Source organism: Cryptosporangium arvum DSM 44712 (assembly GCF_000585375.1).
Classification (GTDB): domain Bacteria; phylum Actinomycetota; class Actinomycetes; order Mycobacteriales; family Cryptosporangiaceae; genus Cryptosporangium; species Cryptosporangium arvum.
On the sequence record NZ_KK073874.1, the window covers coordinates 1,883,572 to 1,910,463 of the forward strand.

A 26,892-nucleotide genomic window follows, 5' to 3' on the forward strand; every position below is an offset into this window, starting at 1 on the left:
TTCGGCGGAACGCTGACCTCGAAGAAGGGTGGTCCGGGAGTGGCCGAGCAGATTCGGGCGGCGCGGCCCGGTGGCGAGAGCGGTATCGACTCCGCTGAGCACCGTGCCTGGCTGGACGCCGAGCGCGACCGTTTGTTCGACTTCGCCGAGCGGTCGAAGCACCCGCTGGGCTTCGGGTGGCTCACCGACGACGGGGCGCTCGACGCGGACCACCCGCTCGAGCTGTGGATCACCTGCCGGATGACGCACGTGTTCGCCTTGGCGACGCTGCTCGGCCGGCCGGGAGCCGCGGAGCTCACCGATCACGGCGTCCGCGCTTTGACCGAGAACTTCCGCGACCGCGAGCACGACGGCTGGTTCGCGTCGATCTCGGCCGACGGCCCGGTGGACGACAGCAAGGCCGCGTATCCGCACTCGTTCGTGATCCTCGCCGCCTCGTCCGCGGCGGCGGCTGGACGGCCCGGTGCCGAGGCCCTGCTCACCGACGCGCTGGCCGTCAACGAGCAGTGGTTCTGGCGGGAGGACGACGGCATGGTCGTCGACTCCTGGAATCGGGACTTCTCGGCGCTCGACCCGTACCGCGGCGTCAACGCCAACATGCACACGGTCGAGGCCTACCTCGCGGCCGCCGACGTCACCGGTGACCTGGTGTGGCAGGCCCGGGCCGACCGGATCACCCGGCGCGTGCTGGAGTGGGCGTCCGGGAACGAGTGGCGTATCCCCGAGCACTTCGACGAGGCCTGGAACCCGCTGCTCGAATACCACCGCGACCAGCCCCGCCATCAGTTCCAGCCGTACGGCGCCACGATCGGGCACGGCCTGGAGTGGGCGCGTCTCGTGCTGCACCTGGCCGCCGCTTCCTCGGCCGACGATCTGCGCGCGGGCGCGGTCTCGTTGTTCGACCGTGCGGTCGCCGACGGATGGGCCACCGACGGGGCGGACGGGTTCGTCTACACCACCGACTGGTCGGGCCGGCCGGTCGTCCGTGACCGGTTGCACTGGGTGGTCAACGAGGCCACGAATGCCGCCGCCGCGCTGTGGATCGCCACCGGGGACACCCGGTACGCGGCGCCGTACCAGCAGTGGTGGGACTACGCCGAGCAGTACCTCATCGACCGGCGGAACGGCTCCTGGCGGCACGAGCTGGACGAGCACAACGCCCCGTCCACGTCGGTGTGGAGCGGGAAGCCGGACGCGTACCACGCGGTGCAGGCGACGGTGATCCCCCAGCTGCCGCTGGCACCGTCGATGGCGACGGCGTTGGCTAGGGGCTGAGTCTCTCCTCCTCGGGGGACCAGGCAGCTCGGCTGAGGGCCCAGGCCGCCGTCTGTTCGTAGACGGCGGCCGCGAGCCAGGCGAGGACGAAGCGCCGGCCGTCGTCGTCGGCGAGGCGGCCGAAGACGTCACGCCGGCCCGGACGGGCGGCGGCCTCGAGCGCGGCGAGGAGGTCCGCTCCGGTGTCCCAGCGGGCCCGGCGCAGCAATCGCTGGTCGGGCCGGGCGAACGCGTGGACCGCGCGCCCTCCGTCGACGGCGCGATCGAGGTGGCGGCGCAGGAGCTCGAGCGCGTGGTCGTGACGGGCCGGTGAGCGCTCGGTGGGTTCAATGCCCGGTGCGCTGCGGTCCCCGGTGATCATGCTGGAGTGGAGCCGGTCGTAGCCGAGGTCGGCGTGGCCGGCCCATTCCGGCGGCAGGCGTAGGGCGGGGGGCTGGTCTTCGGTCGGGTCGGGGGGCTGGTCGCCTCCGGTCGGGTCGGAAGGCTGGTCTCCGGTCGGGTCGGAAGGCTGGTCTCCGGTCCGGTCGGGGGCCAGGGCGAGGAGCTGGACGTGGCCGGGACGGGTGGGGTCGGGGCGGCCGATCACGAGGAGCGGGACGCCGGCGGCGGTGCCGAGAACGCGCAGGTTGTCGCGGTAGGCCAGGGCCGGGTGGTCGAGTGCCGCGACGAGGGTGACCAGCCGACCGTCGGCGGTCACCGCGACGACTCCGCCGTCGCCGGGAGCGACCGGTTCGACCCGGAGGAACAGCAGGTCGTCACCGGTGGGCCGGTCCTGCACGGGCAGCGGCAACGCGGCGAAGGCCCGGTCCAGCTGCGACTCGACCGGGACGTCCCAGAGCGGAGCGAGCGGACTCTCCGTCCAGGGGGCCCCGCCGGCCCGGACCGCACGCACGTCCCGGCCGGCGCCGAGTTGCCGTGACGCGCTGGCCGTCGCGCCGGTGACCATCAGCCCGGTGCGGGCGAGCTCCCGATGGCTCAGCACGCCCTCGCCCACCGGGATCGCGGCATCCACAGTGGTCGCCGCGCGCTCGGCGCCGCCGGGGTAGATGTCGGCGACCAGCCAGAGGGTGCCGTCGCGGTCGGCGGCGTAGGTGGCGGTTCCGGCGTGCCCCGAACGGGCCAGTACCGGCACCGTGCAGAGCCCGTGGAGGCGCAGGCTGCCCCGGGGCGTGTACTCGCGGCGGGCGGTGCCCAGCAGGGCGGGGAGCTCTCCGGCGGGGGTCGCCGGGTCACGCAGACGGTGGGCGAGGAGCAGCAGTTCGCGCAGGTCGTCGGCGAGGGTCGCCAGGCGGTAGTGCGGCGCGGCGGTGCGGGCGTCGTGCAGGTGCGCGGCCACCTGACGTGCTCCGGCGGCCAGGTGGTGGAGCCCGTGGGCGCGGGCCTCGTGGGCGGCTCGGAGCAGCGCGGCTCGGAGCACGGCGCCACTGCCCGTGGTCCCGGCCGCGAGCACCGCTCCGGCGGCCTCCCACACCCCGTACACCGCCATGGTCTGCGCCTCGGTCAGCGACCGGGCGTGCGTTCCAGGCGGCGCCGGGGCACTCGCATCGGACCGGGTCGGGCCGACGGCGCCGGTTCGGGCGGGATCGGGCGAGGTGTCGTCGGCGTGGAGGGTGGGTGAGCCCGTCGTCGTCGCGTCCGGACCGGCGCTGGGTTCGTTCGGAGCCGGGGATTCGGGCCGGGACTCGTCGTCGTCATCGGTGGCGGGGGCGGCGGCCAGGGTGGCGGCTCGGTGCAGGCAGGCGGGGGCCAGGAGACAACTGCAGCGGGCGTCGTCGGAAGCCCGGACGGCCCCGTCCACCGTGCGGAGCGTGACCACCGTCGCGTCGTCGATCCGCACCGTCCACTCCGGCCCGTCGACGCTGATCGCGTACCCCGCGACCTTCGCGACCGCGCCGTCGAGCCGCTTCCGGAGCCGCCCGGGCAGCGCGTCGACCGCGTCCGCGAGAACCACCCCGTCGACCGGCGGCAACACGACGCTCATCGCACGTGCTCCCCGACCCATCGCGCGAGCTCCACCGGGCTCAGCGCCGCGACCGGCATCCCCGCCGCGACCAGCCGCTGCGCGATCGGCACCGAGTACCGCGGCTTCCCGGCGTCGTCCAGACTGGCGCAGCCGAGCAACGTGCACCCGGACTCGGCGAGCGCGCGCACCTCGGCCAGCAGACCTCCCACGCCGTACCCCTCCTCGAAGTCGCTGACGACGGCGACGAGCGTGCGGCTGGGCACCGTGACCAGCGAGCGGGCGTGCCGCAGCCCGGCCGCGATGTGCGTACCGCCGCCGACACGCACCTCCAGCAGCAGTCCGAGCGGGTCGTCCACCCGATCGGACAAGTCGATGACCTCGGTGGAGAACGCCACGAAGTGCGTAGTCAGCGCGGGAACACCGGCCAGCACCGACGCGGTGAGCGCCGACCACACCACCGAGGCCTCCATCGACCCCGACACGTCGACGACAAGCACCAGACGCCAGTCGACGCTGCGCCGCGCGCGGGTGCGGAAGACCGGACGCTCCGGGACGAGCGTGACGCGACCGTCCGGCGAGCGGTGGGTGGTCGCGAGGTTGGCGCGCAGCGTCCGCGCCAGGTCGAGCGGGCCGCCGGGGCGGTAGGTGGGCCGCGGCGACGCCAGGCCGGTGAGCGCGGGGCGGATACGGGTGGCGAGCTGTGCGGTGAGCTCGGCCACCAGCCGGGCCACCAACGGCCGCAGCCGGGCGAGGGTGGCCTCAGGTACGCCGCCGACTAGCGAGAGCACGGTCTGCAGCAGCTCGACCGACGGCCGGGCGGACGCCGGGTCGAGTTCGAGCGCCGCGTCGGTGCGTCCCGCTTCGACGGCCCGGCCGAGCACCTCCTCGCGGACGCCCGGACCGAACAGGGCGGCGAGCTCGTCCGACCACTCCCGCGCGGTCGGATAGGACGCGCCCCGGCCGGCACGGGCGTCGGCGTCGTCCTGGGCACCTTCGCCGCGACCGGCTCCGTAGAGCTCGTCGAGCGCGGCCGCGTACCGCCGGCCCTGAGGGTTCTGCACGCCGGGCCGCCCGAGAATCAATCGCCACCGGTCGACGATCGCGAGCTCACCCGGCGCTCGCCCCGGCCGGGTGTCGTTGGTGGTCGTGGTGTCGTTGGTGGTCGCTGTGTTTCCGGTGGTCGCGGTGTCCCCGGTGGTCGCGGGGCCGGGGGTGGCAGCAGTCGGCAGGGGGAGGCCGAGGCGGATCAGGGCTTCCCGGGCGGACCGGTCGGCCAGCAGGTGGTGGAGGAGCGACCGAGGGTCGGCGACGTCGCCGATGTCGGCCCGGGGGTCGCCGAGGCGATCGGTGACGGTGGTGAGGAGGCGGTCGCGGGCGGCCGGGCTGAGCACCGTGAAACCGCCGCGCAGCGCCGGGAGACGCACCAGGAACTCCTGGTCGGCAAGGGATTCGACCCGTTCGAAGAGACCTTCGAACACCGCGCCGCCGGTCTCCAGCAACGGGCCGGACGCCGCCAGCAGCCCGGTGAGCCGACCCTGGAGCGCGCGCCGTCGGTCCGGGTCGGTGGCACCGTCGACCCAGGACGCCAGCCGCCGGCCGAGCCACTCGGGCGATTCGACGCCGAGCAGCACCCGGGTGGCGCTCGCCGCGGCGGCGATCAGCGGCGCACCGTCCGCGGACAGCCGCTCCAGCGCGTCGACCAGCCGGAGCCCGAAGTCGTTCCGCTGGGCCAGCGCGGCCAGCGCGTGGGCGTCCGCGACGTCGGTGGAGCCGGCCAGACCGTCGAGCTGCCGGACGGCGGCGGCCTCGATGTCGGCGGCCACCGCGACGAGGTCGCCGAGCTGCGGCCGGACCGCGTCGGGCAACCCCGGGACGTGCCCGAGCCGCACCCGGTCGAGGGCCGCCAGCGCGCTCAGCAGCTCCGGCAGCGTGCCGGTCGCCGGGGCGATCGCGGCCAGCGCGGTCAGGTACTGCGCCGCCGCGCGGACGAGCCCACACTCGGCCGCGACCACGAACAGCTCGACCGCTTCACCCGCGGTGGGTCCGCCCGCGTCGACGTGCCGACGTCGACGAGCGCGGAGCGCACCCTCGGCGGCTTGCGCCAGCGTGACGCCGTGGATGCCGGCCACGTCCAGGGCGGCCTCGGTGGAAGGGGTCCAGCCGACCTGCCAGCGAGTGGTCAGCCCATCGCCGCCGCCGACGCCGGTGACCTCGGTCGTCGAGGCGTACGACACGCGACAGACGCCGAGGCGCCGCAGCGTCACCTCGCGGCGACGGTCCAGATCGGAGCGCAACGGGTCCAGCCGGAGGTCGCGGGTGGGCTCGCCCGCGCCCGGCAGGCGGAGGGCGGCGAGGTCACGCTCGACCGCGGTGCGCAGACCGGACCGGGGGGCGGCCGGTGCGACGCGGCCTCGTCGGTCGCCGACCAGGACGTGCTCCATCGCGGCGGCGACGACGCGACCCCGGCCGAGAAGTTCGCCCTGGGACAGGACGCTCTGAACGGCCTCGACGAGTTCGCTGCGGCCCGGGGCGGGAAGGCCGCGGAGGTCGGCCAGCCCGGCGGCCAGGCGGACGGCCTCCCCGGCCTCACCCGGTCCGGCCGGGTGCCCGGACGCACGGATCTGCGCGGTGATGCCCACCAGCGCCGCGACGGCAGCGTCCCGTATCGCGTCGGCGTCTCCGCCTGCGGTGAGGACGCTCTGCTGCCACTGCGGGTCACGGATGCCGGCAGGGTAGCCGGACCGCTCGTCGAGCAGCGCGAACGTGTACGGCACGAGCGACGTGACGATCTCTGCCCGCCTACCCGATCCCGATCCCGGTGCAGTCGTGCCGGTGAGAGCACCCGCTTCTCCGCCTGCGGCGGTGGTGCCTGCGGCGGTGGTAGCCCCTCCGGCTCCGGCGGCCGTGTCCTCGGCTGCAGCGGTGCCTGCGGTGCCTGCGGTGCCTGTGGTGGCTGTGGTGGCTGCGGCGACTGTGTCTCCAGCGGTGGCGGTGGCGCCTTCAGATGCGGTAGTGCCCCCAGCGGTGGCAGGGCCTCCAGGCGCGGTGGTCCCTCCGAGTGCGGCGGTGGCCTCAGCTGCCGCAGATGTTCGCCCAGCTGCGCCGGTAGGGGCGGCCGTTCCTCCGGCGGGAACGGTGGGGTGTGTGGGAGCCTGCGCCGTCAGGGCGGGGGCGTGGAACGCGCCGATCACCGCGGCCACCCGGCCTTCGTGACCGTTGGCACGAGCGGCCGCTACGGCGTCGGTGACGTTCTGGCGCATGCAGGCTTCGCGTCGGAGGTCGACCGGGTCGATGCCGCCGTCGTGGAGCGCGTCGGTGCGGAGGGCCCAGCCCACCAGAAGGGCCGCACGCCGGACCGCCTCGGGAGTCGAGCCCGGGGCACGGGCCTCGACGGCTCGGTCCCACAGGTCGTCGTCGACGCGTCCGGTGTTCCCCGCCCGCAGCGCCTCCGCCATCGACGGCCACGCCACCCCACCCGCCGCAGGACCCCCACCGCCCGCGCCAGGCCCGGTCGCGCCAGGCCCGGCCGCGTCAGTCCTGCCCGCGCCAGGCCCGGCCGGACCCTCCGCGCCAAACCCCTCCAGCCCTTCCGCGTCGGGCTCGATCGCGCCGCGGCTGGTCCAGGCCCGGTCGGACAGGGGGAGGTCACACGGGACTACCGGGACACCACGCTCGGCTGCCCAGCGGATCGCGGCCAGCTCTGGGGAGAAGTCGGCGAACGGGTAGAAGGCCAGTGTGCCGTCCGCGCCGTCGCTGCCGGCCAGGGCGACGGGGGCGACGGTCTGCGGGTCGGCCAGCCACGGTAGCCACGGTGCGAACTCGGCCGGCAGTTCCACCAGCACGACATCCGGCTGTGCCTCGTCGAGCAGCGCGGGCACGACCGCGGCCAGCGCCGGTGAATGGTGCCGCACCCCGATGAGAAAAGGCACCCCCCGACCGGCAAGCTCCTCGACCACCACCGCCGGATCAACCACGCCAACCGAAGCCGCCGAAGCGGCCACCCCCGCCGAAGCGGCCACCCCCTCCGAAACGATGGGCCCCGGAGAGACAGCCGGCCCCGCCAGGGAAGGCGAGCCCTCCTCAGCTGATGGCATGCCGCAGTTCCCACAGTTGACGCCACAGGCGGGAGCCGTCCTCGGCCCGGCGGCGGACGGAGCCGTCCCAGTAGCCGAGCAGCGTGGCCGCGTCGGCCGGGTCGTCCTTCGCGGCCACGCCGCGCAGATGGCCCGGCAGGAGTGAGAGCACGTCCCGGTCGCCCGGGAAGTACGCCGCCGCGAGAGCCAGCGACGTCGCCACCGCCACCGCCTCCGCGGTGCTCATCACCGTCGACGGGCGCTGGACCTCCCAGCCCTCCACCGACTCGCCGTTGCGGAGGTCGCGGAACGCGGTGACCAGTGCTTCCAGTACCGCGTCGTCGACGGCGAACGCGGCGCCCGACCGCGCGACCGACGTCGTCGCCCGGCGCTTCACCAGAGCGATCTCGTCGGCGAGCGTCGGGATCGGGCCGACGGTCTCCACGTTGAAGCGCCGCTTGAGCGCGGCGGACATCTCCGAGACGCCCCGGTCGCGGATGTTCGCGGTGGCGATCACCGTGAAACCGGGCGCGGCCGGCGCGGTGGCGTACGGGGTGCCGGTCAGCTCCGGCACCGCGATCCGCCGGTCGGAGAGGATCGAGACCAGAGCGTCCTGCACTTCGGGCAGGCACCGGGTGAGCTCCTCGACCCGCCCGACGGCACCGGTGCGCATCGCCGAGAGCACGGGCGAGGGCACGAGCGCTTCCGGCGACGGCCCGTTGGCCAGCAGCAACGCGTAGTTCCAGCCGTACCGGAAGTGGTCCTCGGTGGTGCCGGCCGTGCCCTGGACGACCAGCTCGCTGGTGCCACTCACCGCCGCCGCGAGCAGCTCGGAGAGCATCGACTTGGCGGTGCCCGGCTCGCCGACGAGCAGCAGGCCGCGTTCACCGGCGAGCGTCACCACGCACCGCTCCACCAGCGCCCGGTCCCCGACGAACTTCGGGCTGACGACGAGCCGCTCCGTGCCCGCCCGGAGTTCCTGCCCGTCGCTGCCCAGCACGAACGTCACGACCGCGCGTGGTGTCAGCCGCCAGCCCGGCGGCCGGGGGCCGGTGTCGAAGCGCGCCAGGAACTCGAGTTCCCCGGCGTACGTCGCCTCGGCCGGATCGACCTGGCGGGTAGGGACGGTGTCGATGCTCATCGGCGCCTTCCGGTGCGTAGTTCGTCGAAGCGGGGCTCGTCGCCGCTGCGCACCCGCGCCCACGCGGCGGCGAACAGCTCGGGGATCGGCGTGAGCGGCACCAGGGTTCCTTGGCCCGGGTCGCTGTAGAGCGGCAGTTTCCACGTCTCCACCGGCGGCAGCGGAGCCTTCAGAGCCAGCCAGCCGCCGGGCAGGAACAGCGTGCGGCCCGCCCGTGCCCGTTTGGCCTCGGTGACCAGCGGCGTGGCCGCCAGCTCGGCCCTGGCCTTCTTCAACCGGGCCGGTTTCCACCCGGTCCACCGGGCGACGTTCTTGTCGGTCGGGTCGGGCAGCGCCAGCAGCTGGAGGTAGACGGTGGCCGCGTCGGCGCCCAGCGAGAGGACCGACGCCGCTTCGGCGATGAGCTCGGCCGGCGGCACGTGTGGCGCACCGGCGGCCGGGTCGACCGCCGCCGCGCCCTCCAGCAGCCGGGGCAGCCAGTCGGAGAGCAGGGCGCGGAGCGCACCGATCTCCACCGGCTCGCTCCCCACCGCTTCGAACGCCCGCAGCGCCGGATCGTCGGGCCCGGAGAGCAGCCCGGGACGAACCCGGACCCGCCGCCCGTCGGCCAGGTCGGGCGTCACGAACGGCCCGAGCTCGACCCGGTCCTCGGCCGGCGTGCTCTTGTCGACCGGTGTGGCGCCGAGGTGGTGGGCCAGAGCCGCCCACTCCTCCTCGTCGAGGTACCGCAGCGCCACCTCGTACTCCGGTTCGGCGAGCCGGGCCCGGTACGTCCGGAGCGCCCCCGGGAGCGCCTGCCGGAAGTCGTCGTCGGCCGGCAGGTGGTACGCCAGCCAGGGCAGGTACGACGCCAGCGCCCGGACGACGTCGTCGGGGTCGGGGTCACGGATGTCGAGCGCGCGGTAATCGATCCGCCCGGACGCGTCCCGCGGTGCCGGTGCCAGCCAGCGGCAGCTCCCGGCCGACCGGATCGCGTTGAGCATCGTCAGCGCGCGGGGCTGCCACGACAGTTTCGCCTGGTGGGCGGCGATGAGCACGGTGTCGGACACGGGTGCGCGCCGGCCCTGCGCCCGGTACCAGTCGGCGATCCCGTCGAAGGCGGGGCCGTCGTCGAAGATCCGCCGGGGATCGGCGGGCAGCAGGGTGCCCACCAGGGCCGCGCGTTGCTCGCGGCTCCCGTACTCCCAGCTGTCGTCGACGACATCGAGCGCGGCTGGGGGAACGCCGATCTCGGTGGCGGCGTCGCGCACCGGGACGCCGGGCTTGACCAGGCCGTAGAGCAGCAGCAGAGCCTCGGAGCGCCCGAGCCCCGCGGCCTGTGACAGCCGGTCGACCAGCTCCGGACGCCACTCGATCGGCCCCCGCTCCCGAGCCGCCGCGACGAAGGACCGCACCACCTCCTCGTCGAAGCCGGCCAGCAGCGGGAACCAGAGCGGGTCGGCCAGCCCCGGAATCGCCCCGAACTCACCGTCGGGCTGGAACTCCAGCAGGTCGAGGGTCCACACCGGAGGGGTGCCGTGCGCCTCGTCGTCGTTGAGGCGCAGGACGAAGCCGTTGCCGACCTTCCGCAGCCGCTCGGGGCCCGGATCGGTGTCGGACGCGCCGTGGATGCGGCGCAACGCGCTTCCGGGAGCCAGCAGACCGCTCCCGGCGAGGAGCTCGGCGAAGTCAAGCAACGCGTCGCGTTCGGCACGGGCCACCGACAACGAGAGCGACCGGTAGAGCGGTGACACCGACCGGTAGAGCGCGGCCGGGAACACCTGCAGGGCGTGGAACCAGTCGTGGTCGCCGCTGAGGCTGCCGGACGGGGGTTCGACCCCGCCGACGAGTGCGCGGGCCACCGTGGTGAAGAGGCGCGTGGCCTCGTCCCCGCGGTCGTAGCACCGCGGGATCAGCAGCGTCAGCCCGTCCATCAGCGGACCGCCGGCCGGCCCGGCCAGACGTTCCGGGGCGACCGGCGCCGCGACCACGACCGACGCGAGGCCCGCGCTCATCTCGGCCAGCAGCGCGGCCCGCTCCGCCGCCTTGGCGACCACACCCACCAGCCCGGCGATCAGCTCCGGATGCGTGACCTCGGGCAACACGGCCGCCACCGCCGCGCGGAGCTCCGACCCCGCGGCCCCGAAAGGCGCCGCCCCGGCCCCGGCCGCCCCATCCAGGCCGCCCCGGCCGCCCCGGCCGCCACCGCGCGCCGCGCGGAGCCGTCCTCACCCGCGTCCGCGGCCACCGCAGCGGCGTGGTCACGCGACGCGGCCGCCAGCAGCGTCGCGGCCTGCTCGTCGGTGACCGCACGCAGCGCCGCCGACCCGACGAGATCACGCGGACGCAGATGGTGCCAGCCGGCCGCCCGGGGCACCAGCGGAGTACCCGCCGCGAACGTGTCGCGCCGCGCGCCGACACCCACCTGCGACACCACGAACCCGTCCTCGCCGACGACCGTCAGCGTGTTCTCCCGCCACCGCTCCCGCCGGAGCAGGCCGAAGACCGCGTCGGAGCCCGGGAACCGGATCGCGTTGACGAGCGTGCCCTCGTCGCCGACCGCCAGCCTGACCGTGCGCCCGTCGATGCCGGTACCGACCGACACCCCGTCGGCCGCCGTCCGCACCCGCCAACCGACCAGCCCGTCCACCTGGCCCAGCGGCGAGGAGCCGCCGGCCGGGGCCAACGGCCCGCCGACCGGGGCCAACGGCCGCAGCATGCTGCTCGACACGTCGATCGGCTCCCCGTCGACCGCGCCGGCCTCGAAGAACGCCGGCATCGACGCGCGGCCCCGCTCACCGGTGGCCGGGTCGTACTCGACGAGGGTTTCCTCGTCGGCGGCCCAGTAGGACACGCCGTCGCTGAAGACCCGGTCGTAGCGGTGGTGCGACCGGTCGCCCACCCGCAACGGCCGGCCACCGCTGGTGCGGCCACCGCCGGGCAGCGGCAGCGACTGGTCGTTCTGGTGCCAGGCGTCGAACGGCAGCTCGGTCAGCACGTCCGACGGAGTGCCGCTCCAGTACGCCGAGCGGTTCGGCCCGGTGTCCCAGGAGACCAGCAACTGGCCGTCGACGTAGCGGAACGCCGTCAGCCACAGGTAGCCCCGCTCGTCCTTGGGGATGCGCAGGTGGTGGCTCGACACCACGCCGGAGCCGTCGAGCACCGCGGCCTGCAGACCGTGCCGCAGGATCAGGTGGGGCCACTGGACGACCTGGGTGACCTGCTGCTCCTCGTCGTCGGCGCGCGGGGCCGGCACCGAGGAGGCCACGTACTCCTCCAGCGCGGGCCAGCCGAACTCGTCGACCAGGCCCGACCGGAGCGTGCGGCCGAGCACCGGCGCCAAATCGTGCGCCCGGATCCGCTCGGCGGCGGCCGGGTTGAGCGCGAGCAGCCGGCCGTCCACGACCTTGTCGAGCCGCTCGAGCTGGGCCTCCAGCGTCGGCAGACCCTGGCGCACGATCTGCTCGGCGAGATCGTCGAGGAAGTGGGCGACCGCGACACGCAGACCCGACGCGGCGAGCACCGCCTCGACCCGCGCCGGGGACGGACGCCGGGGCAGCGCGCCCTCCACCGCCGTGACCAGCGCGGGCAGGAACCGCGGGTCGGCGGCGAACGCGGCCAGGTCGCGGCGGCCGTCGTTGTCGTCGTCGAGCCACTGGTCGACGCTGACCTGGAACTCGTCGCTCGGATCGGCCACCGCCAGCCCCAGCGCGAGCGCGGTGTCGTAGAGGTCCAGATCGGACTGCCAGTCGAGCTCGATGCGCAGCGCGACGCCGTCGGCACGCAGCCGCGACGCGGCCCGCTCGAGCAGCGCGCAGAGCGCGGTGGAGCGCCGGGAGGCCCGCCAGTAGCGTGAATCCCGGTGTTTGGCCGCGCGTTCGAACCAGCCGGCGACGCCGTCGGTGGGCTCGGCCGCCGCGTCGACGGTTCCGGCCGCGGCCGTCAGCGCCTCGGTGGCGCCGGCCGCCTCGAGCAGTTCCAGCCACTCCGTGGTGCCCAGGTTCTCGGGGAAGAACGTGAGCAGCCGGCCGCGGACCGCGGGCTCGCCGGCCCCGAGCCGGACCAGCGCCGCGCGATAGGCCTTCCAGAACGGCTCCGGGGCTTTCTGCAGCGTCGGTGCCGACAGGAGTTCACGCAGCACGTCGGCGTCGGCTTCGGCCTGGTCGAGACCGGCGGCCTTAGCGAGGCGACGCAGATCGGCGGCCATGCCGGCGTAGGGGGCCAGCCCGCCGAGCGTCCGCTCCACGCACAGACGCCGGAACCGCGAGTAGGCCTCGGCCGGCTCGCTGCGGGCCGCCAACGCCCGCGCGTGCGCGGTGAGCGCTTTGACGGTGAGCGCCCCGGCCAGCGCGAACTCCAGGAACACCGCGTGTTCGCGCTCCTCGTCGACGGCCAGCGCGTAGGTCTGCTCGGCCTCGCGGGCCTTGCCGAACATCATCGCGCCGTAGCTCGGGCTGTCGGCGGCGAGGAACGCCCGCCCGGCCTCCTCGTAGTACGTCGGCAGGAAGTGCGGAACGGCCGCGCCCAGCCGGCGCCCCAGTTCGTCGAAGCCTTCCTTCGCCGGCCCGACGCGTGATTTCGCCGTGCGCGCGAGCCGTTCGATCTCCTTCACCAGCGCGAGCGCGTGATGCCCGTTGGCGGGGTCGTTGACCAGGGCCCAGGCCGGGAAGCCGAGCGCCTGGCGCGCCACCGTGCCCACCTCGGCGGAGCGCAGCGGCGCGGAGAAGCCGAGGAACTCCATCGAGAGGTCTTCGGCCTCGGCCAGGGTGGCCGGCACGAGCCGGACGACCGTGCGCCCGCCGAGCACGGGGTGCTGGTACGAGCGGGCGAGCTGGACGTCGACGCTCACGCCGCCTCCTCCTTCTCCACGACGCGGCCGGCGTACAGGGTGGCGGCCATCCGGTGCCCCTCCGACCAGGCCACCGGGCCGACCTCGCCGAGCGGCAGCGCGACCCCGTCCGGCCGGGTGAAGATCAGGTCACCGGTTTCGGTCTCGTAGTAGGGGTCCTCGGCGCCGACCCACGAGCGGGCTTCGACCACCGAGTCGTTCTCGAACACGCGGCAGACCGCGTAGCCGCCGCGGACCCGAAAACCGGCCTGCGCGGCCCTGGCCGTGAGGTGGCGCAGCTCCGCGTACCGGCCGCCGGCGTAGGCGGAGATGCGGGTGGCCGCCGGATCGACCTCGGCCGGGCGGGCCCAGACCTCTCGGAACAGCTGGTCGATCGATTGCGTGAACTCGAGGTCGGCCGCGAACTCGCGCAGATCGTCGATGTCGTCGAGCAGGACGGGGTGGGGGATCAGCAGCTGATCGGCGTCGAGGCGGACGGTGTCACCGTCGAGGTCGACGATGCCGACGCCTTTCTCGCCCGCGTCGCGCAGGAAACCCACCTGGGCGCCGTCGGGGGTGGTGACGACGAGGTTGCGGGCGGCGGCCGCCCAGACGTCGTCGGCCCAGACCTCGGCCAGCAGCACGGCGGGAACCGGGAGCGAGCGGACCATCCACCGCTCGACGTCGGCCCGGCACTGGGCTTCGTGCCGTTTCAGCCACTCGGTCAGCTGCCGGAGACCGACCGTGACCGGATCCTCCCGGATCGCCTTCGGAACCGAGCGCAGCGTCTTGCCCGCCGCGTTCCGGCACACGAGCGTGTCGCCGTCGAGCGTCACCTCGTACCCGCCCGAGACCGCTAACCAGCCCATCCAGTCACCCCTCCACTCGGAATGCGCTGGAGGCTAGCGACGTGGTCCGACAGTTCTTGCGGCGACCACGACAACGTCCCAGAAAGGCCGGTTCCCCGACCCGTCGGGTGGTCGGGGAACCGGCGCTCGGCCGGGCCGACGAGCGTGCGCGCTCTGTCTACCCTGGACCGCGACGTTAGCCCGATCGAGGGCGTTCAGCCTGGTGGCGTTCCTGCTAGGCAACGGGGTGGGAGATGGACACACGCGGACTCGGCGCGTTCCTGCGGGCCCAGCGTGCCCGGCTGCAGCCGTCGGACGTCGGGCTGCCGGCCGGTGACGGCCGCCGACGGACACCGGGGCTGCGGCGGGAGGAGGTCGCGGAGCTCTCCGGCGTCTCCAGCACCTGGTACACGTGGCTCGAGCAGGGCCGCCCGATCGTGGCGTCCGGTCAGGTCATCGACGCGCTGGCCCGTGCGCTGCAGCTCGACCCCGACCGGCACCGCCACCTGCGCGCGCTGGCCGGGCTGGCCCCGCCCCGCACGTACACCTCCGGCCGGGAGGCCACGCCGCGGCTGCAGCACCTGGTCGACAACGCGGCCCCGAACCCGGCCGTCGTCTACGACCGGTACTTCGACTACGTCGTCTGGAACGACGTGTACGCGCGGGTCCGGCACGATCCGGCGACGCAGCCGCCGAACCGGCGCAACGCGGTGTGGATGATGTTCACCGACCCGGCCAACCGGGCCCGGCAGCAGTGCTGGGCGCCGGCCGCCCGCGCGCTCCTCAGCCGGTTCCGCACCTCGGCGGGGCAACGCCCGGAGGATCCGCGGTTCGCCGAACTCGTCGACGCGCTGCTCGAGGCGAGCCCGGAGTTCCGCGAGTGGTGGCCCGACTACCTGGTGCGCGACTTCCGGCCGACGGTTCTCGAACTCGACCACCCGGACGCGGGCCGGTTGGTGCTCGACCTGTACCAACTCCGCCCGGTGGAGTTCCCCGACCTGCTGCTCATCGTGCAGATTCCTGCCACTTCGGACGATCGGCAGCGAATCGAACGGTTGCTCTGAGAGCCTGGGACGCATGTCCGTTCCTGATGCGGCGCGGGCTCTCGGTGGTACCGAGCAGCCGAACGCGGCCCGGATGTACGACTACTTCCTCGGCGGTTCCCACAACTTCGCGGCCGACAGAGCCGCCGCCGACGGGCTTCTCTCGGTGGCCCCCGACGCCCGTGACAACGCCCGGGAGAACCGGGCCTTCCTGCGCCGCGTGATCGGCTACCTGCTCGACCAGGGTGTGCGCCAGTTCCTCGACCTCGGCTCCGGCATCCCGACCGCGGGCAACGTCCACGAGATCGCCCACGCGCGTGATCCGCGGGCCCGGGTGGTCTACGTCGACGTCGAGCCGATCGCCGTGGAGACCAGCCGCCGCCTGCTGGCCGACAACCCGAACGCGGAGATCGTCCACGCCGACCTGCGCGAGCCGGGAGCCGTGCGCGGCCGGGCGACGTTGCTCGACCCGGCCGAGCCGATCGCGGTGCTGGCGATCTCGGTGCTGCACTTCGTGCCGGACGCCGACGACCCGCGCACGATCCTCGGCGAGTACCTGGAGCCCCTCGCGTCCGGCAGCTACCTCGCGCTCTCGCACGTCGTCGTCGACGAGGCCCCGCCGCCGGAGTCGGAGGACGGGCTCGCGGTCTACGCCCGCACCGCCACCCCCGTCACCCTGCGGGACTCCAGACAGGTGACCGCGTTCTTCCACGGCCACCCGCTGGTCGAGCCCGGCCTGGTTCCGGTCTCCCACTGGCGGGCCGACGGCCCGGCGGAGCCCAGCGCCATCCACGGCGCGGCCGCGAAGGTTCAGTACGAGTAGAACCCGCGGCCGGACTTCTTGCCCAGCAGTCCGGCGTCGACCATGCGCAGCAGCAGCGGCGGCGGGGAGTACAGCGGCTCTTTGAACTCCTCGTACATCGACTCGGCGACCGACTTGGTGGTGTCCAGACCGATCAGGTCGATCAGGCGCAGCGGCCCCATCGGGTGGTTCGCGCCGAGCACCATGCCGTTGTCGATGTCGTCGGCCGACGCGAAGCCGGACTCGAACATCCGGATCGCCGAGAGGAGGTACGGGATGAGCAGCGCGTTCACCACGAACCCGGCTCGGTCCTGGGACCGGACGACGGTCTTGCCGAGCCGGTCGGTGGCCAGCTCCTCCACCCGCTCCCGCGTCTCGTCCGACGACAGCAGCGACGGGATGATCTCGACCAGTTTGAGCACCGGCGCCGGGTTGAAGAAGTGCACGCCGATGACCTGCGTCGGACGGGCGGTGGCCATCGCCAGCTTCATGATCGGGATCGACGAGGTGTTCGACGCGAAGATCGCGTCGGGCCGGGTCACGATCTTGTCGAGCTGGGCGAAGACGTCGAGCTTCAGCGCCTCGACCTCGGCGACGGCCTCGACCACGAGGTCGCGGTCGGCCAGGTCGTCGAGCGTGGTCGTGAACCGGATCCGCCCCACCGCGGCGTCCCGGTCCGCGGCCGAAATCTTGCCCGCTTTGACACCTCGATCGAATGAGTGCCCGATTCGGCGCTGTCCCGCCTCCAGTGCCCCGGCGTCGACCTCCACGACCGTGACGTCGAGGCCGGCGCGTGCGCTAACCTCCGCGATACCCGAACCCATCAGGCCGGCACCGACGACGCCCACCCGCTCGATCGTGCTCATGTCTGCTCCTTCGTGTTGTCTCAAGACCTATCACGGCTATGCGGTAACACCGTCATCAACTCGTTGGGCCGTGTACTCTCGTAACTCGCCGCTACTGATGCCGCACCGCTGCGGAATCGGGATCCTGCGGCACCGGCACGGCGACGAGTGGGGCCGATGGGTGGGTTCGTGAGCGTGCCCGACGTGATCGGTGATCGGTCCACGGGCTCGCGGGCGTCCGAAGGCGCACCGCGTATACCCGGCCTTGTCCTTCTCGGCGAAATCGGTCGGGGCAACGACACCGTCGTCTACCGCGCGCGACGCGACGGGCCGGACGTCGAATCGATCCAGCAGTACGCGGTCAAGGTCCTCGGCCTCGCCGCGAGCGTCGGCGACGAGGCGCGGCACAAGTTCCGCCGCGAAGCCGCCGTGCTGGCCTGCGTCGACCACCCGGGCGTCGTCCGGGTGCACGCCGTCGGCGAGGTCGACGGCCGCCCCTACCTGGTGATGGAGCTGGTCGAGGGCCGCTCGCTGGCCGAGGTGCTGCACGGAGGGCAGCTCGACCAGGCGTCCGCCGCGGTGCTGGGCGCCGCGGTCGCCGACGCGCTCGCCGCCGCGCACCGGGTCGGGCTGGTCCACCGGGACGTCAAGCCGCACAACATCATGGTGCGCTCCGACGGGCGCCCGATGCTCATCGACTTCGGCCTCATCGACTTCGGCCCCGCCGCGGCCGGCGGCGACGCGCCGGGCCTGGGCATCCGCCCGTCGGGGGCGATCGCCGGCACGCTCACCTACACCTCGCCGGAACAGTGCGGGCTGCTGCACCGCCCGGTCGACGGCCGGTCCGACCTGTACTCGCTCGGCGTCGTGCTCTACGAGTGCGTCACCGGCCGCCCGCCGTTCCTCGCCCCCGACATCGGCGAGCTGATGCACCTGCACGCCACCACGGCTCCGCCGGACCCGCGCATGTTCCGGACCGATCTGTCCGGCGGGTTCGTCTCCGTGCTCGGCCGCCTGCTGGCCAAGGACCCCGACGACCGTTACCCGGGTGCGCTCGCCGTCGCCGACGACCTGCGTCGCCTGCTGCCCGACGCGGCGCCCCCGTCGGCCGGCGTGGTGCCGTCCGGTATCGACGCGCGCTCGCCGCTGCCGCTCGTCGGCCGGGAGCGCGAACTCGCCGCCCTGCTCGGCTACTGGCGGCGGACGGCCGCAGGCACCGCGTCGCTCGTGGTGCTCGAAGGCGCGCCCGGCATCGGCAAGTCCCGGCTGGCCGAGCAGCTCGTCGTCGAGGTGCGGGCACGGGCCAGCGGCCGCCCGGGCCCGGTGATCCTCACCGCGAGGGCCACCGACGGCGCGGCGCCGCTCGCCGGGCTGCGCACCGCGATCGACCAGTACGTCCGCACCGTCGAGCGATTACCCGACGGTGCGCGGGCCGAGGCCCACCACTGGCTGACCACGGCGGCCGCCCCGGTGGCGACGCTGCTGCAGCCGCTGTCCCCGGCGCTGGCCGGGATGCTCGGGCTGCCCGCACCGGTGGCCGACGACTCCGGGCAGCACCAGTTCCCGGCGGCGGTCGCGACGTTCCTCAGCGAGCTCGCCCGGTGCGCCGGTGGGCTGCTCATCCGGGTCGAGGACGCCCACGTGCTGGACTCCGCCAGCGCCCGGGTGCTCGCCCAGATCCTCGCCGAGCGCGCGGGCAACCCGGTGATGGTCCTGGCGACCTCCCGCGGCGTGGCCAACGCGACCAGCCTGATCGCGTCGGCGGAGATGCAGACGCTCGTCGACGAACGCATCCTGCTCGGGCCGCTGCACCCCACCGCCGTCGCCGAACTCGTCGAGCGGCTGTCCGGCCGGATGGACCTCGGCCGGGAGTTCGCCGAGCGCATCGCCACCGCGACCGACGGCAACCCGCTGGCGGTACTGCAGTACTTCCGGGCCGCGGTCGAGGGCGGTCTGATCCGGCCGTCCTGGGGGCGCTGGATCGTCGATCTGGACGGTCTGGCCAGCGTTCGCCTGCCCACCGACGTCGTCGCGTTCCTGATCGGACGCCTCGAACAGCTCAGCGCGCCGGTCCGCGCGATCCTGGTCGTTGCCGCCGCGCTCGGGGTCCGGTTCGACCCCGGCATGCTCAGCGCGGTCAGCGGAGCGTCGGCCGAGGACGTGCGCGTCACGCTGGACGAGGCCGGGCGGCTGCGGGTCGTGGAACGGCGCGGCGGCGGCGACTACGGCTTCGTGCACTCCGGTATCCGGCGCGCGCTGCTGCGCGGCGGCGATCGGATGTACCTGCGCGCGGTGCACCAGGCCGCCGCCGAACTGCTCACCCCGCGGGACTTCACCGGCCCGGTCGACCCCGGCCGCATCTACGCGGTGGCCCGCCACCGGATGAACGGCCAGGTCGAACGCAACCCCGGCGCGGTGGTCCAGGCCTGTGCCGACGCGGCTCGCCAGGCGCTCGCCGACTACTCGCCGATCGACGCGGTGGGCTACGCCGACGAAGCCGAACGGGTCGCCACGACCTACCGCCTGCCGCTCCCGTACCGCTTCGACGAGCTGATCGGCCTCGCGCTGCACCAGAGCGGCCGGTACGCCGAGGCGCTGGACCGGCTCGGGTCGGCGATCGACCGCGCCGACGACCCGCTGGACCGCGGCCGCCTGCTCGTCGACGTCGGGCAGGTGCACCTGAGCCGGTGGGACCCGACCGCGGCCGACCACGCGTTCAGCTGGGCACTGTCGGTACTGGGCCACCCGCTGCCGCGCAACCGCACCTCGCTCGCGCTCTCCAGCGGCCTGTCGGCGCTCGTCGCCGTCACCCGGATGCGCGGCGGACGCACCACCGGCACCACCACCGGACCGGAGCGGGAACGCAACCGCCTGGTCGCCAAGGCGCTGGTCGGGCTCGCCCACAGCGCCCAGTTCGGGATGCGCCCGCGCCAGGTGCCCACCTACGCGCTGCGGGCACTGCTGCCGGTCGCCCGGATCGGGCCGACCCCGGAGTACGTCGGGGTGTTCGGGCTGCTCGGGATGGCGAGCGCCGCGACCGGACGCCGCCGCATCGCGCGCCGGCTGTTCGCTCGCGCCCACCAGGCCGCCGACGCGCTCGGCCAGCCGCAGCTGACCGCGCAGACCGCGCTGCAGGAGCAGGACGCCCGGTACCTGATCGGCGACAACGCGCCCGACCGCGCCGCCGCGCTGCTCGGCGAACGCGGCCAGTGGCTCGACCTGTTCCTCTACCTCAACGGCACCGCGGTGTTCTGCTGGCAACGCCTCGTCCGCGGCGACGTGGTGACCGCGCTCGCCGCCTACCGCGGCGGAGCCCAGCGCCTGACGCTCAGCGACGAGGACGACCCCGCGTTCGCGCTCGTCGGGGCGGCGGTCACCGCGGCGTGCGGCCGGCTGACCGACGCCCACGAGCAACTCGCCCAGCTCCGCGAGCTGGTCGCCGCCCGCGAAGGCGACGTGTCCGGACTGCGGGTCAACACCGCGATGACCGAGACCCAGGTCGCGGTGGAGTCCGGCGACCTCGGCGAACGCTTCGACGCGACGCTCGACTGGTTCGCGCGGATGGGGCTCGAGCCCGGCGCGCTCCTGCCGATCCAGCGGACGGTCTACGTGTACCAGGCGTACGGACGGCTCGAGCAGTGTCGGCGTGACCGGCACCGCCGCCGCGCCGAAGGTGGCGAGGCGCAGGGCGTCGGAATGCGCGACGAGAAGCTCGACGCGGCGCGGCGGGCCGTGGCGGACCTGGCCGCCGCCGCACGGGGGCGCAGTTTGCAGGCACACGCCCTGGTGGCCAAGGCCGAACTCATCCGGCTGGAGGGCAATCCGGCCGGCGCGCTGGAGGCCGCGCTGGCCGCGGCCGGTCCGATCCGGACGGCCTCCTCGGCGCTGGCCGAGTACGAGGCGGCGCGGGTGCGCGCGCGGGCGCTGCTGGCGCTCGGCGATCCTGGCGCGGCCCGGCGCGCCGCCCGCGACGCGATCGACCTGGCGACCGAACACGGCTGGCCGCACCGGTCGGACTGGGTGCGGCTCGAGTTCGAGCTGGTCGGCGAGTCGCCGGTGGGCACGTACGACCCCGACTGGGACATCTCGCGCTCGGCCGCCGACCGCGAGCGGCTGGCCGCGTTGGAGCAGGTCAGCAAAGCCGCCGCCGGTGAGCTGGACCTGCTGGGGCTGGCCCGGGTCGGTCTGGACGAGTCGATCAAGATCCTGCGGGCCGAACGGGGCCTGCTGTTCCTGATGGACGACGAGACCGGGCGGCTGGAGCTGTGGCTGGGGCGCAACGCGCGCAAGGAGGACCTGATCCAGCCGGGCGGGTACGCGACGACGCTCGTCGATCGGGTGCGGATGACCCGCCACGAACTCGTGATCACCGGCCCGGAGGACGGCGCGGCGCTGGGCTCCGGGAGCGTGCTCGAGTACGGGCTGCGCAGCGTGGTGGTGGCCCCGCTGGAACTCGACGGCCACCTGCTGGGTGTGGTGTACCTGGACAGCCGGGTCGCGACCGGGGTGTTCCGGCCGAAGGACGCGGCGATCCTGACCGCGATCTGTACGCACGTGGCGGCGGCGCTGGAGACGGCCAGGGCGGCCGAGTTCGCGGCCGGCGTCCGCGCCGTGCAGCAGGAACAGAAGACCGCTGACCTGCTGCGGATCGCGATGACGAGCGTGTCGGGCACGCTCGACCCGGCGATGGTGCTGATGCGCATCCACAACGCGCTGCGTGCGATGCTGCCCGGCGACGTGTCCTGGCTGGTGGAACGGGACGCCGACGGCACGCTGCGGCTCTCCGGCGAGGCCGGGTTCGAGCAGGTCAAGCCGGAGACGCTGAAGCTGCTGCTGACCGTCGACAGCCCGCTGGTCGTGCCGATCGACGGGCCGTCGAGCCTGCTCGTGGTGCCGTTGACGATCGCGGAGAACCCCCCGGCGCGGATCGGTGTGGTGCTGCTGGCCGCCGACGGCGAGGACGCGTTCCGCGACAGCCACCTCGGGCTGGCCGAGGCGCTGGCCACGCACGGCATGACCGCGTACCAGAACGCGCTGCTCTTCCAGGAGGTCACCCGGCTCGCGACGCTCGACGGGTTGACCGGCGTGGCCAACCGGCGCCACTTCTACGAGGAGGCCGGTGCGATCGTCGAGGCGGGCGGGCCCACCGCCGCGATCATGGTCGACATCGACCACTTCAAGCAGGTCAACGACGGGCACGGGCACGGCGTGGGCGACCAGGTGATCGCCGAGGTCGCGGCGCGGCTCAAGCGGGTGCTCGACTCCGGCGGCTGGCTCGGCACCGGCCTCGCGGAGAGTGGACCGGCCGGGACGGCGGCCGCGCTCGGCCGGTACGGCGGCGAGGAGTTCGCGGTGGTGCTGGGCGGCGCGGCGGCCGAGCGGGCGGCCCGGGTGGCGAGCGGTCTGCACGCCGCGGTCCGTGAGCAGCCGGTGGAGACCGACACCGGTCCGCTGCCGATCACGGTGAGCGTCGGGGTCTACAGCGCGGCGGGCACGGACCTGTCGGCGTTGCTCGGCTCCGCCGACGAGGCGTTGTACGCGGCCAAGCGGGGCGGACGGGACCGGGTGGTAGTCGGCAACCGCACGCTTCCGGCGGACGCCCAGGACAGCGCCTGAGCGTCCGCCTGCGCTCGGTCAGGTCGGGCCGACCGGACGGCCCAGATCGGTGTCCGTCTCCGGGTTCGAGGCGCCGGCGCGGAGCTGCGGTCCGCCCTCGCCGGGTTCGTCGACGAGCGGCGCGGGCCGGCCGACCTCCTCGGCCAGCCGGTCGCCGACCTCGTGCTCGGTGAGGGCAGGCAGCATCGTGTCGACCTTCGCGTCGGCGGCCAGTTCGGTGTAGGTCTCGTGGACCTCCTGCTCGATCTTCTCCCGGGGCACCTCCCCGTCGTAGCGCTCGTCGAACCGGTCGGTGATCCGGTCGAGAACGCGGTCGGTGTCGTCGAACGGATTTGGTGTCGTCATGGGTCTGCGCGTACCCGTGCCACGCGACGTCTCGGTGAACATCTCACGGCCGGAAGGTGACCCGGGTGGCGTACTGATTCGTGACGAAGGTCAGCTGGGAGGCTCGCGTGACCAGGGTCGACCCGCCGTTGAACCGCAAACCGCGGAAGGCGACGTCGTCGAGCGCGCCGTTCGGGTTGCCGGTGATCACCGTCGGGAGCGCCCGGGGCGCGCCCGCGAACGTCACGTCGGTGACGTCCACGCCGGTCAGTGACCCGGGCCCGGTGACCTCGAAGCCCAGGTACCGCTCCTGGCACTCCTCGACCCGGACGTCGGTGTAGTTGACGTCACGCACGTCGCCCTCGTCGCGCACGAAGATCGAGATCGCGTCCCGGGCGTACGGGTCGCTGCGCGCCAGCTTGTGGATGATGTCGACGTTCTCGTAGAAGACGCCGCTTATCGACGCGCCGCTCTCGCGTCCGATCTCCAGGCCGTTGCCGGCGCGTCCGTTGAACACCACCGAGTCGTGGACGTAGATCTGGCTGGTCGGGCCCATCCAGGTGTCGTCGGACATGCTGCTCTTGATCGCGATGCCGTCGTCGTAGCTGCGGACGAACGCCCCGTCGACCTCGACGTTGCTGGACGCGACGACGTCGATGCCGTCGGGCGTGCCGGTGTCGTCGTCGTCCCGCCAGTTGATCACCTTGATGTTGCGCAGCGTGACCTGCTGGGACTTGCGGGCCACGACGCCCCAGTGCTTCTGGCCGAGGAAGATCGGGCCGTCGATCGTCACCCCGGTGGAGTTGTTGATCCGCAGCGGCCGGCCGTGGTCGACGACGGCGGTGGAGTCGACGATGCCCCGGCCGGTGACCGCGGTGCCATCGGCGCCGGCGCCGCCCTCGCTGTCCGAGCCGATCCGGATCTTGCCGCGCAGGATCGCGCCACCGGCGAGGTAGAGACGGGTTCCGGGCGCCACCGAGTAGGTCCCGGCGACACCGGTGGAGCCGGGGACGATCTGCCCGGAGGAGTTGACCGTCCAGTAGCCGGGGCCGACGTACTTCGTGGTGGCCGTGTCGCCGGTCGGCGGATTGGTCTCCAGTGGGTTCGCGAACAGGAACAGCGGCGGGTACCCGTCGGTGTCCGGATCGATCTCGAAGCTGTAGGAGCCGGCCACCGGGATCGTGAAGCGGAACGTCCGCGCGGCCACCCGGGTGACCCCGACCGCGGCGTCCCGCGGGCGCAGGACCGGCGTCCGGGAATCCTTACTGGTCGTGACCGTCACGGTGACCGGCCCGCCGCCGAACGAGAAGTTCGTGAAGGCGCCCAGACCGGTGGGGTGGACGAAGGATGGCCGCCCCGCGACCTGGACCGAGTACTGGCCGGTCCCTGGGGCGCCGGATGGTGCGGGGTAGGTGACGACCGTGGCGGCGCTCGCCGGCAGGGGACCGATGGCCATCGCGCCGGCCAGCAGAGCCACCGCGACGATGATGCGTCGTAAGTAGTTCATGCCTCTGGGAAACGACGGGCGTGACGCGGGGTGATGGCGTTGCCGGTTCGGCCACTGAGGACTGGCCGGAGCGCCCATCTCGCGGGTGGGCCTGAGTATCCGGATGCGAACGGCGTCGCGGTCGCCGGGGGAGCCTGATCCACCGAAGGGTTTATCCGCGCGTCGCCTGTCCAGTTTGAGTCGCTGTATGTCTACTGCGCACTTCGTCGATCGGGTGCCAAGAATGTCATCGGCGGGGCTGAACCATCCTCCGCGTATTTCCGTGGTGACGATGCGCTATGAGTCACGCGGCGTACTTACCCGGGGTGAGAGGGGCGTTCCGATGCGTGCGGGTTTGGCTCTGGCCGTGCTCGTTGCGGCTTTGGCCTTCGGTGTACCCGCGGCGGCCGAGCCTCCTCCGTCCGGCGGGGCCACGTGCCCGCCGGGTGAGGACTGCTCGGTGAGCGCCGAGCGGCCCGGGGGGACACGTCCGCGGCCGCGCCCGCCGGCGCCGGAGAACCCGGGGCCGCGCGGCCCGGTCGAGCGTGCCTGCAACAACCCCGCGTTCTGCCCGCCCGCCGAAGGGCCGCCGCCCGAGGCCGAGACCGCCCAGCAGGTGGCGCTGCGCGAGTTCGCGAAGATCCCGATCAAGGGCCCGCAGATCGGGATCGCCCCGAACCCCGACGGCTCCGGCCTGGTGGGGCTGCCGGTCTGGCTCTGGACCGCGGTGACACCGCAGACGTGGGGCCCGTTCACCGCCACCGCCGCGGTACCCGGTCTGACGGTCACGGCCACCGCCGTCGCCACCCGCATCACCTGGAACATGGGCGACGGCAAACAGGTCGTCTGTGACAACCCGGGCACGCCGTACCTCGCGTCGTACGGCAACAAGGCCTCCCCGAACTGCGGCTACCGCTACTCGCGGGCCGGCACGTACCAGGTCACCGGAACGACCAACTGGGTCGTCGACTGGACCGGCGGCGGCCAGACCGGCCAGATCCCGCAGACCCGCCAGACCACGACCACGATCCGGATCGACGAACTACAGGTGGTGACGCAGTGAGCCACACCGCGACGCAGACTCCGGTCACGTCCGGGCCGGTGCCGGCGCCCCGGGTGGTGGGCCAGCGGCGGGTACGCACGGGGCACCTCGGGCTCGCCGTGGCGCTCGTCGCGATCGGCGGGTTGCTGGCGGCGTTCGCGTTCTACGCCGCCACCCGCACGGGCGACTTCCTGGCCGTCGCACGTCCGGTCGCGGCCGGCGCGACGATCACCGAGGCCGACCTCGCGGTCGTCCAGGTGAACAGCGCCGCCGGGCTGACTCCGCTGGCGGCGTCGCAGCGCGGGTCGGTCGTGGGCAAGCGGGCCAAGGTCTCGCTGGTGCCCGGCACGCTGCTCACCGCCGACCAGCTCACCGACACCGAGCTGGTCGGGCCGGGCCAGCAGCAGGTGGGCGTCGGGTTGAAACCGGAACAGATGCCGGCGTCGCAGCTGCGGCCCGGCGACAAGGTGCGGCTGGTGGCGCTGGCGGCGCCGAACTCCTCGTCGACCGAGGAATCGTCGTCGCCGGAGGTGTTCACGGCCACCGTCGTCGGTGCTTCGCCGCGGCGGGAGAACCAGGAGCGCACGGTCGTCTACGTCGCGGTGTCGGAGAGCGACGCCGCGCGGGTGGTCGAGTTGGCCGGGGCCGAGCGACTGGGCGTCGTGCTCACCGGGACGCGGTGATGGCGCTCATCGCGCTCGCCTCCGCGAAGGGCTCGCCGGGCGTCACGACGGCCGGGCTGGCCTGCGTGTTCTCCTGGGCCGCGCGGACGGTACTGGCCGAGTGCGATCCGTCCGGCGGATCGGTGCTGGCCGGTTACCTGCAGGGCCAGATCGACGGTGGCCGTGGCCTGATGCCGCTGGCCGTGGCCGATCTGCGTCACTCCGGGGCCAACGACCGGCTGGAGAGCGAATTCTGGGCCCAGCTCGTCGACCTCGCGCCGCCCGCGCGGCAGCGTCTGCTGCTGGCCGGGCTGACCGACCCGGCCCAGTCCGGCACGTTGGCGCCGCTGTGGAACCGGTTCGCCGGGTTCTTCGCCCGGTTGGAATTCAGTGACCCCTCGTTCGACGTGATCGTCGACTGCGGCCGGCTGGCCGCACCGGCCACGCCGTGGCCACTGCTCTGGGCCGCCGACGCCGTGCTGCTCGTCGTGCGCCCGACGCTGCCCTCGGTGTCGGCGGCGATGCCGACGCTGTCCGCGATCCGGGCCCAGCTCAACGAGCGGACGGCGAGCCTGTCGTCGCTCGGGCTGGTGGTGACCGGGGCCGGACCGTACTCGGCGTCGGAGGTGTCGAACCAGCTCGGCGCGCCCGTGGTGGCGACGTTGCCGGACGACCGGCGGACCGCCGACGTGCTCGCGTTCGGCGGGGACGTGCGTTTCTCGCGCCCGTTGCTGCGGGCGGCGGCCGGGGCGGAGACGCGGGTGCGCGCGTTGATCGCGGACCACCGCGAGCAGGTGCCACGCCGGGCGGTTCGGAGGGCGGTGGGGACGGGTGGCTGACGCCGATGAGGGTTCGTCGGGTGCGGCGCCGGTGGATCCGCTGGCGGTGCCGATAGGGGAGTACGACGCTCCGCCGCCGGCAACCGGCTTTCCCCGTCCGCCGGATTTCGGTCGTGGGTCGGAGTC

16 protein-coding genes are annotated in these 26,892 nt (G+C 73.8%); 7 read left to right on the forward strand and 9 right to left on the reverse strand.

The features are described from left to right. Nucleotides 1–39: 39 nt before the first annotated feature. Nucleotides 40–1,275 carry an AGE family epimerase/isomerase gene (locus CRYAR_RS08780; protein WP_425389388.1) on the forward strand — a complete coding sequence of 412 codons (1,236 nt, stop codon included), beginning with the start codon at nt 40–42 and terminating at the stop codon, nt 1,273–1,275. Here CRYAR_RS08780 and CRYAR_RS08785 read toward each other — a convergent pair. From CRYAR_RS08785 to CRYAR_RS08810, 6 genes are all read right to left on the reverse strand, one after another. Further along, on the reverse strand, nt 1,265–3,256 hold the full coding sequence (locus tag CRYAR_RS08785; RefSeq protein ID WP_035849727.1) for a hypothetical protein: 1,992 nt from the start codon (nt 3,254–3,256) through the stop codon (nt 1,265–1,267). The two genes, CRYAR_RS08780 and CRYAR_RS08785, sit on opposite strands and share 11 nt — an antisense overlap. Further along, nucleotides 3,253–7,167 carry a vWA domain-containing protein gene (locus CRYAR_RS08790; RefSeq protein WP_211247346.1) on the reverse strand — a complete coding sequence of 1,305 codons (3,915 nt, stop codon included), beginning with the start codon at nt 7,165–7,167 and terminating at the stop codon, nt 3,253–3,255. The genes CRYAR_RS08785 and CRYAR_RS08790 overlap by 4 nt, the downstream gene beginning before the upstream one ends. 151 nt (nt 7,168–7,318) lie before the next feature. Then, a complete protein-coding gene (locus CRYAR_RS08795) occupies nt 7,319–8,452 on the reverse strand; it encodes an ATP-binding protein (protein WP_035849730.1) in 1,134 nt (377 codons plus the stop codon). Continuing rightward, a complete protein-coding gene (locus CRYAR_RS08800) occupies nt 8,449–10,536 on the reverse strand; it encodes a hypothetical protein (protein ID WP_157017510.1) in 2,088 nt (695 codons plus the stop codon). The genes CRYAR_RS08795 and CRYAR_RS08800 overlap by 4 nt, the downstream gene beginning before the upstream one ends. Next, nucleotides 10,506–13,280 carry a hypothetical protein gene (locus CRYAR_RS08805; protein WP_051569946.1) on the reverse strand — a complete coding sequence of 925 codons (2,775 nt, stop codon included), beginning with the start codon at nt 13,278–13,280 and terminating at the stop codon, nt 10,506–10,508. Before CRYAR_RS08805 ends, CRYAR_RS08800 begins: the two co-directional genes overlap by 31 nt. Then, nucleotides 13,277–14,128, reverse strand: a complete 852-nt coding sequence (locus CRYAR_RS08810) for a DUF4132 domain-containing protein (protein ID WP_035849734.1) — start codon at nt 14,126–14,128, stop codon at nt 13,277–13,279. Before CRYAR_RS08810 ends, CRYAR_RS08805 begins: the two co-directional genes overlap by 4 nt. A 233-nt stretch (nt 14,129–14,361) precedes the next feature. On the opposite strand from CRYAR_RS08810, the gene CRYAR_RS08815 reads away from it, so the two are divergent. Both CRYAR_RS08815 and CRYAR_RS08820 read left to right on the forward strand, forming a co-directional pair. Then, nucleotides 14,362–15,171: a helix-turn-helix transcriptional regulator gene (locus CRYAR_RS08815; RefSeq protein WP_035849736.1), complete on the forward strand. Its 810-nt coding sequence runs from the start codon at nt 14,362–14,364 to the stop codon at nt 15,169–15,171. 13 nt (nt 15,172–15,184) lie between these two features. Continuing rightward, entirely contained in the window at nt 15,185–15,973 is a 789-nt protein-coding gene (locus CRYAR_RS08820; RefSeq protein WP_035849739.1) for an SAM-dependent methyltransferase, read from the forward strand. Here CRYAR_RS08820 and CRYAR_RS08825 read toward each other — a convergent pair. Further along, nucleotides 15,961–16,818: a 3-hydroxybutyryl-CoA dehydrogenase gene (locus CRYAR_RS08825; RefSeq protein ID WP_035849740.1), complete on the reverse strand. Its 858-nt coding sequence runs from the start codon at nt 16,816–16,818 to the stop codon at nt 15,961–15,963. The two genes, CRYAR_RS08820 and CRYAR_RS08825, sit on opposite strands and share 13 nt — an antisense overlap. Before the next feature lie 168 nt (nt 16,819–16,986). Here CRYAR_RS08825 and CRYAR_RS08830 point away from each other — a divergent pair, with 168 nt between their 5' ends. Next, nucleotides 16,987–22,413: a protein kinase domain-containing protein gene (locus CRYAR_RS08830; RefSeq protein ID WP_169745013.1), complete on the forward strand. Its 5,427-nt coding sequence runs from the start codon at nt 16,987–16,989 to the stop codon at nt 22,411–22,413. Nucleotides 22,414–22,431: 18 nt separating this feature from the next. Here CRYAR_RS08830 and CRYAR_RS08835 read toward each other — a convergent pair whose 3' ends face one another. Further along, nucleotides 22,432–22,758 (reverse strand): three-helix bundle dimerization domain-containing protein, encoded by a 327-nt coding sequence (locus CRYAR_RS08835; protein ID WP_035849743.1) that lies wholly within the window; start codon nt 22,756–22,758, stop codon nt 22,432–22,434. Between the two features lie 43 nt (nt 22,759–22,801). Beyond that, entirely contained in the window at nt 22,802–24,244 is a 1,443-nt protein-coding gene (locus CRYAR_RS08840) for a glycosyl hydrolase family 28 protein (protein ID WP_035849744.1), read from the reverse strand. A 439-nt stretch (nt 24,245–24,683) separates the two neighbouring features. On the opposite strand from CRYAR_RS08840, the gene CRYAR_RS08845 reads away from it, so the two are divergent. The 3 genes from CRYAR_RS08845 to CRYAR_RS08855 are packed head-to-tail and all read left to right on the forward strand — an operon-like array spanning nt 24,684 to nt 26,766. Further along, nucleotides 24,684–25,286: a hypothetical protein gene (locus CRYAR_RS08845; protein ID WP_051569947.1), complete on the forward strand. Its 603-nt coding sequence runs from the start codon at nt 24,684–24,686 to the stop codon at nt 25,284–25,286. Continuing rightward, complete coding sequence (locus CRYAR_RS08850; RefSeq protein WP_035849747.1) at nt 25,283–25,948, forward strand: SAF domain-containing protein; 666 nt, start codon at nt 25,283–25,285, stop codon at nt 25,946–25,948. The genes CRYAR_RS08845 and CRYAR_RS08850 overlap by 4 nt, the downstream gene beginning before the upstream one ends. Then, nucleotides 25,948–26,766, forward strand: a complete 819-nt coding sequence (locus CRYAR_RS08855; RefSeq protein WP_035849749.1) for a CpaE/TadZ family protein — start codon at nt 25,948–25,950, stop codon at nt 26,764–26,766. The genes CRYAR_RS08850 and CRYAR_RS08855 overlap by 1 nt, the downstream gene beginning before the upstream one ends. Nucleotides 26,767–26,892 lie beyond the last annotated feature (126 nt).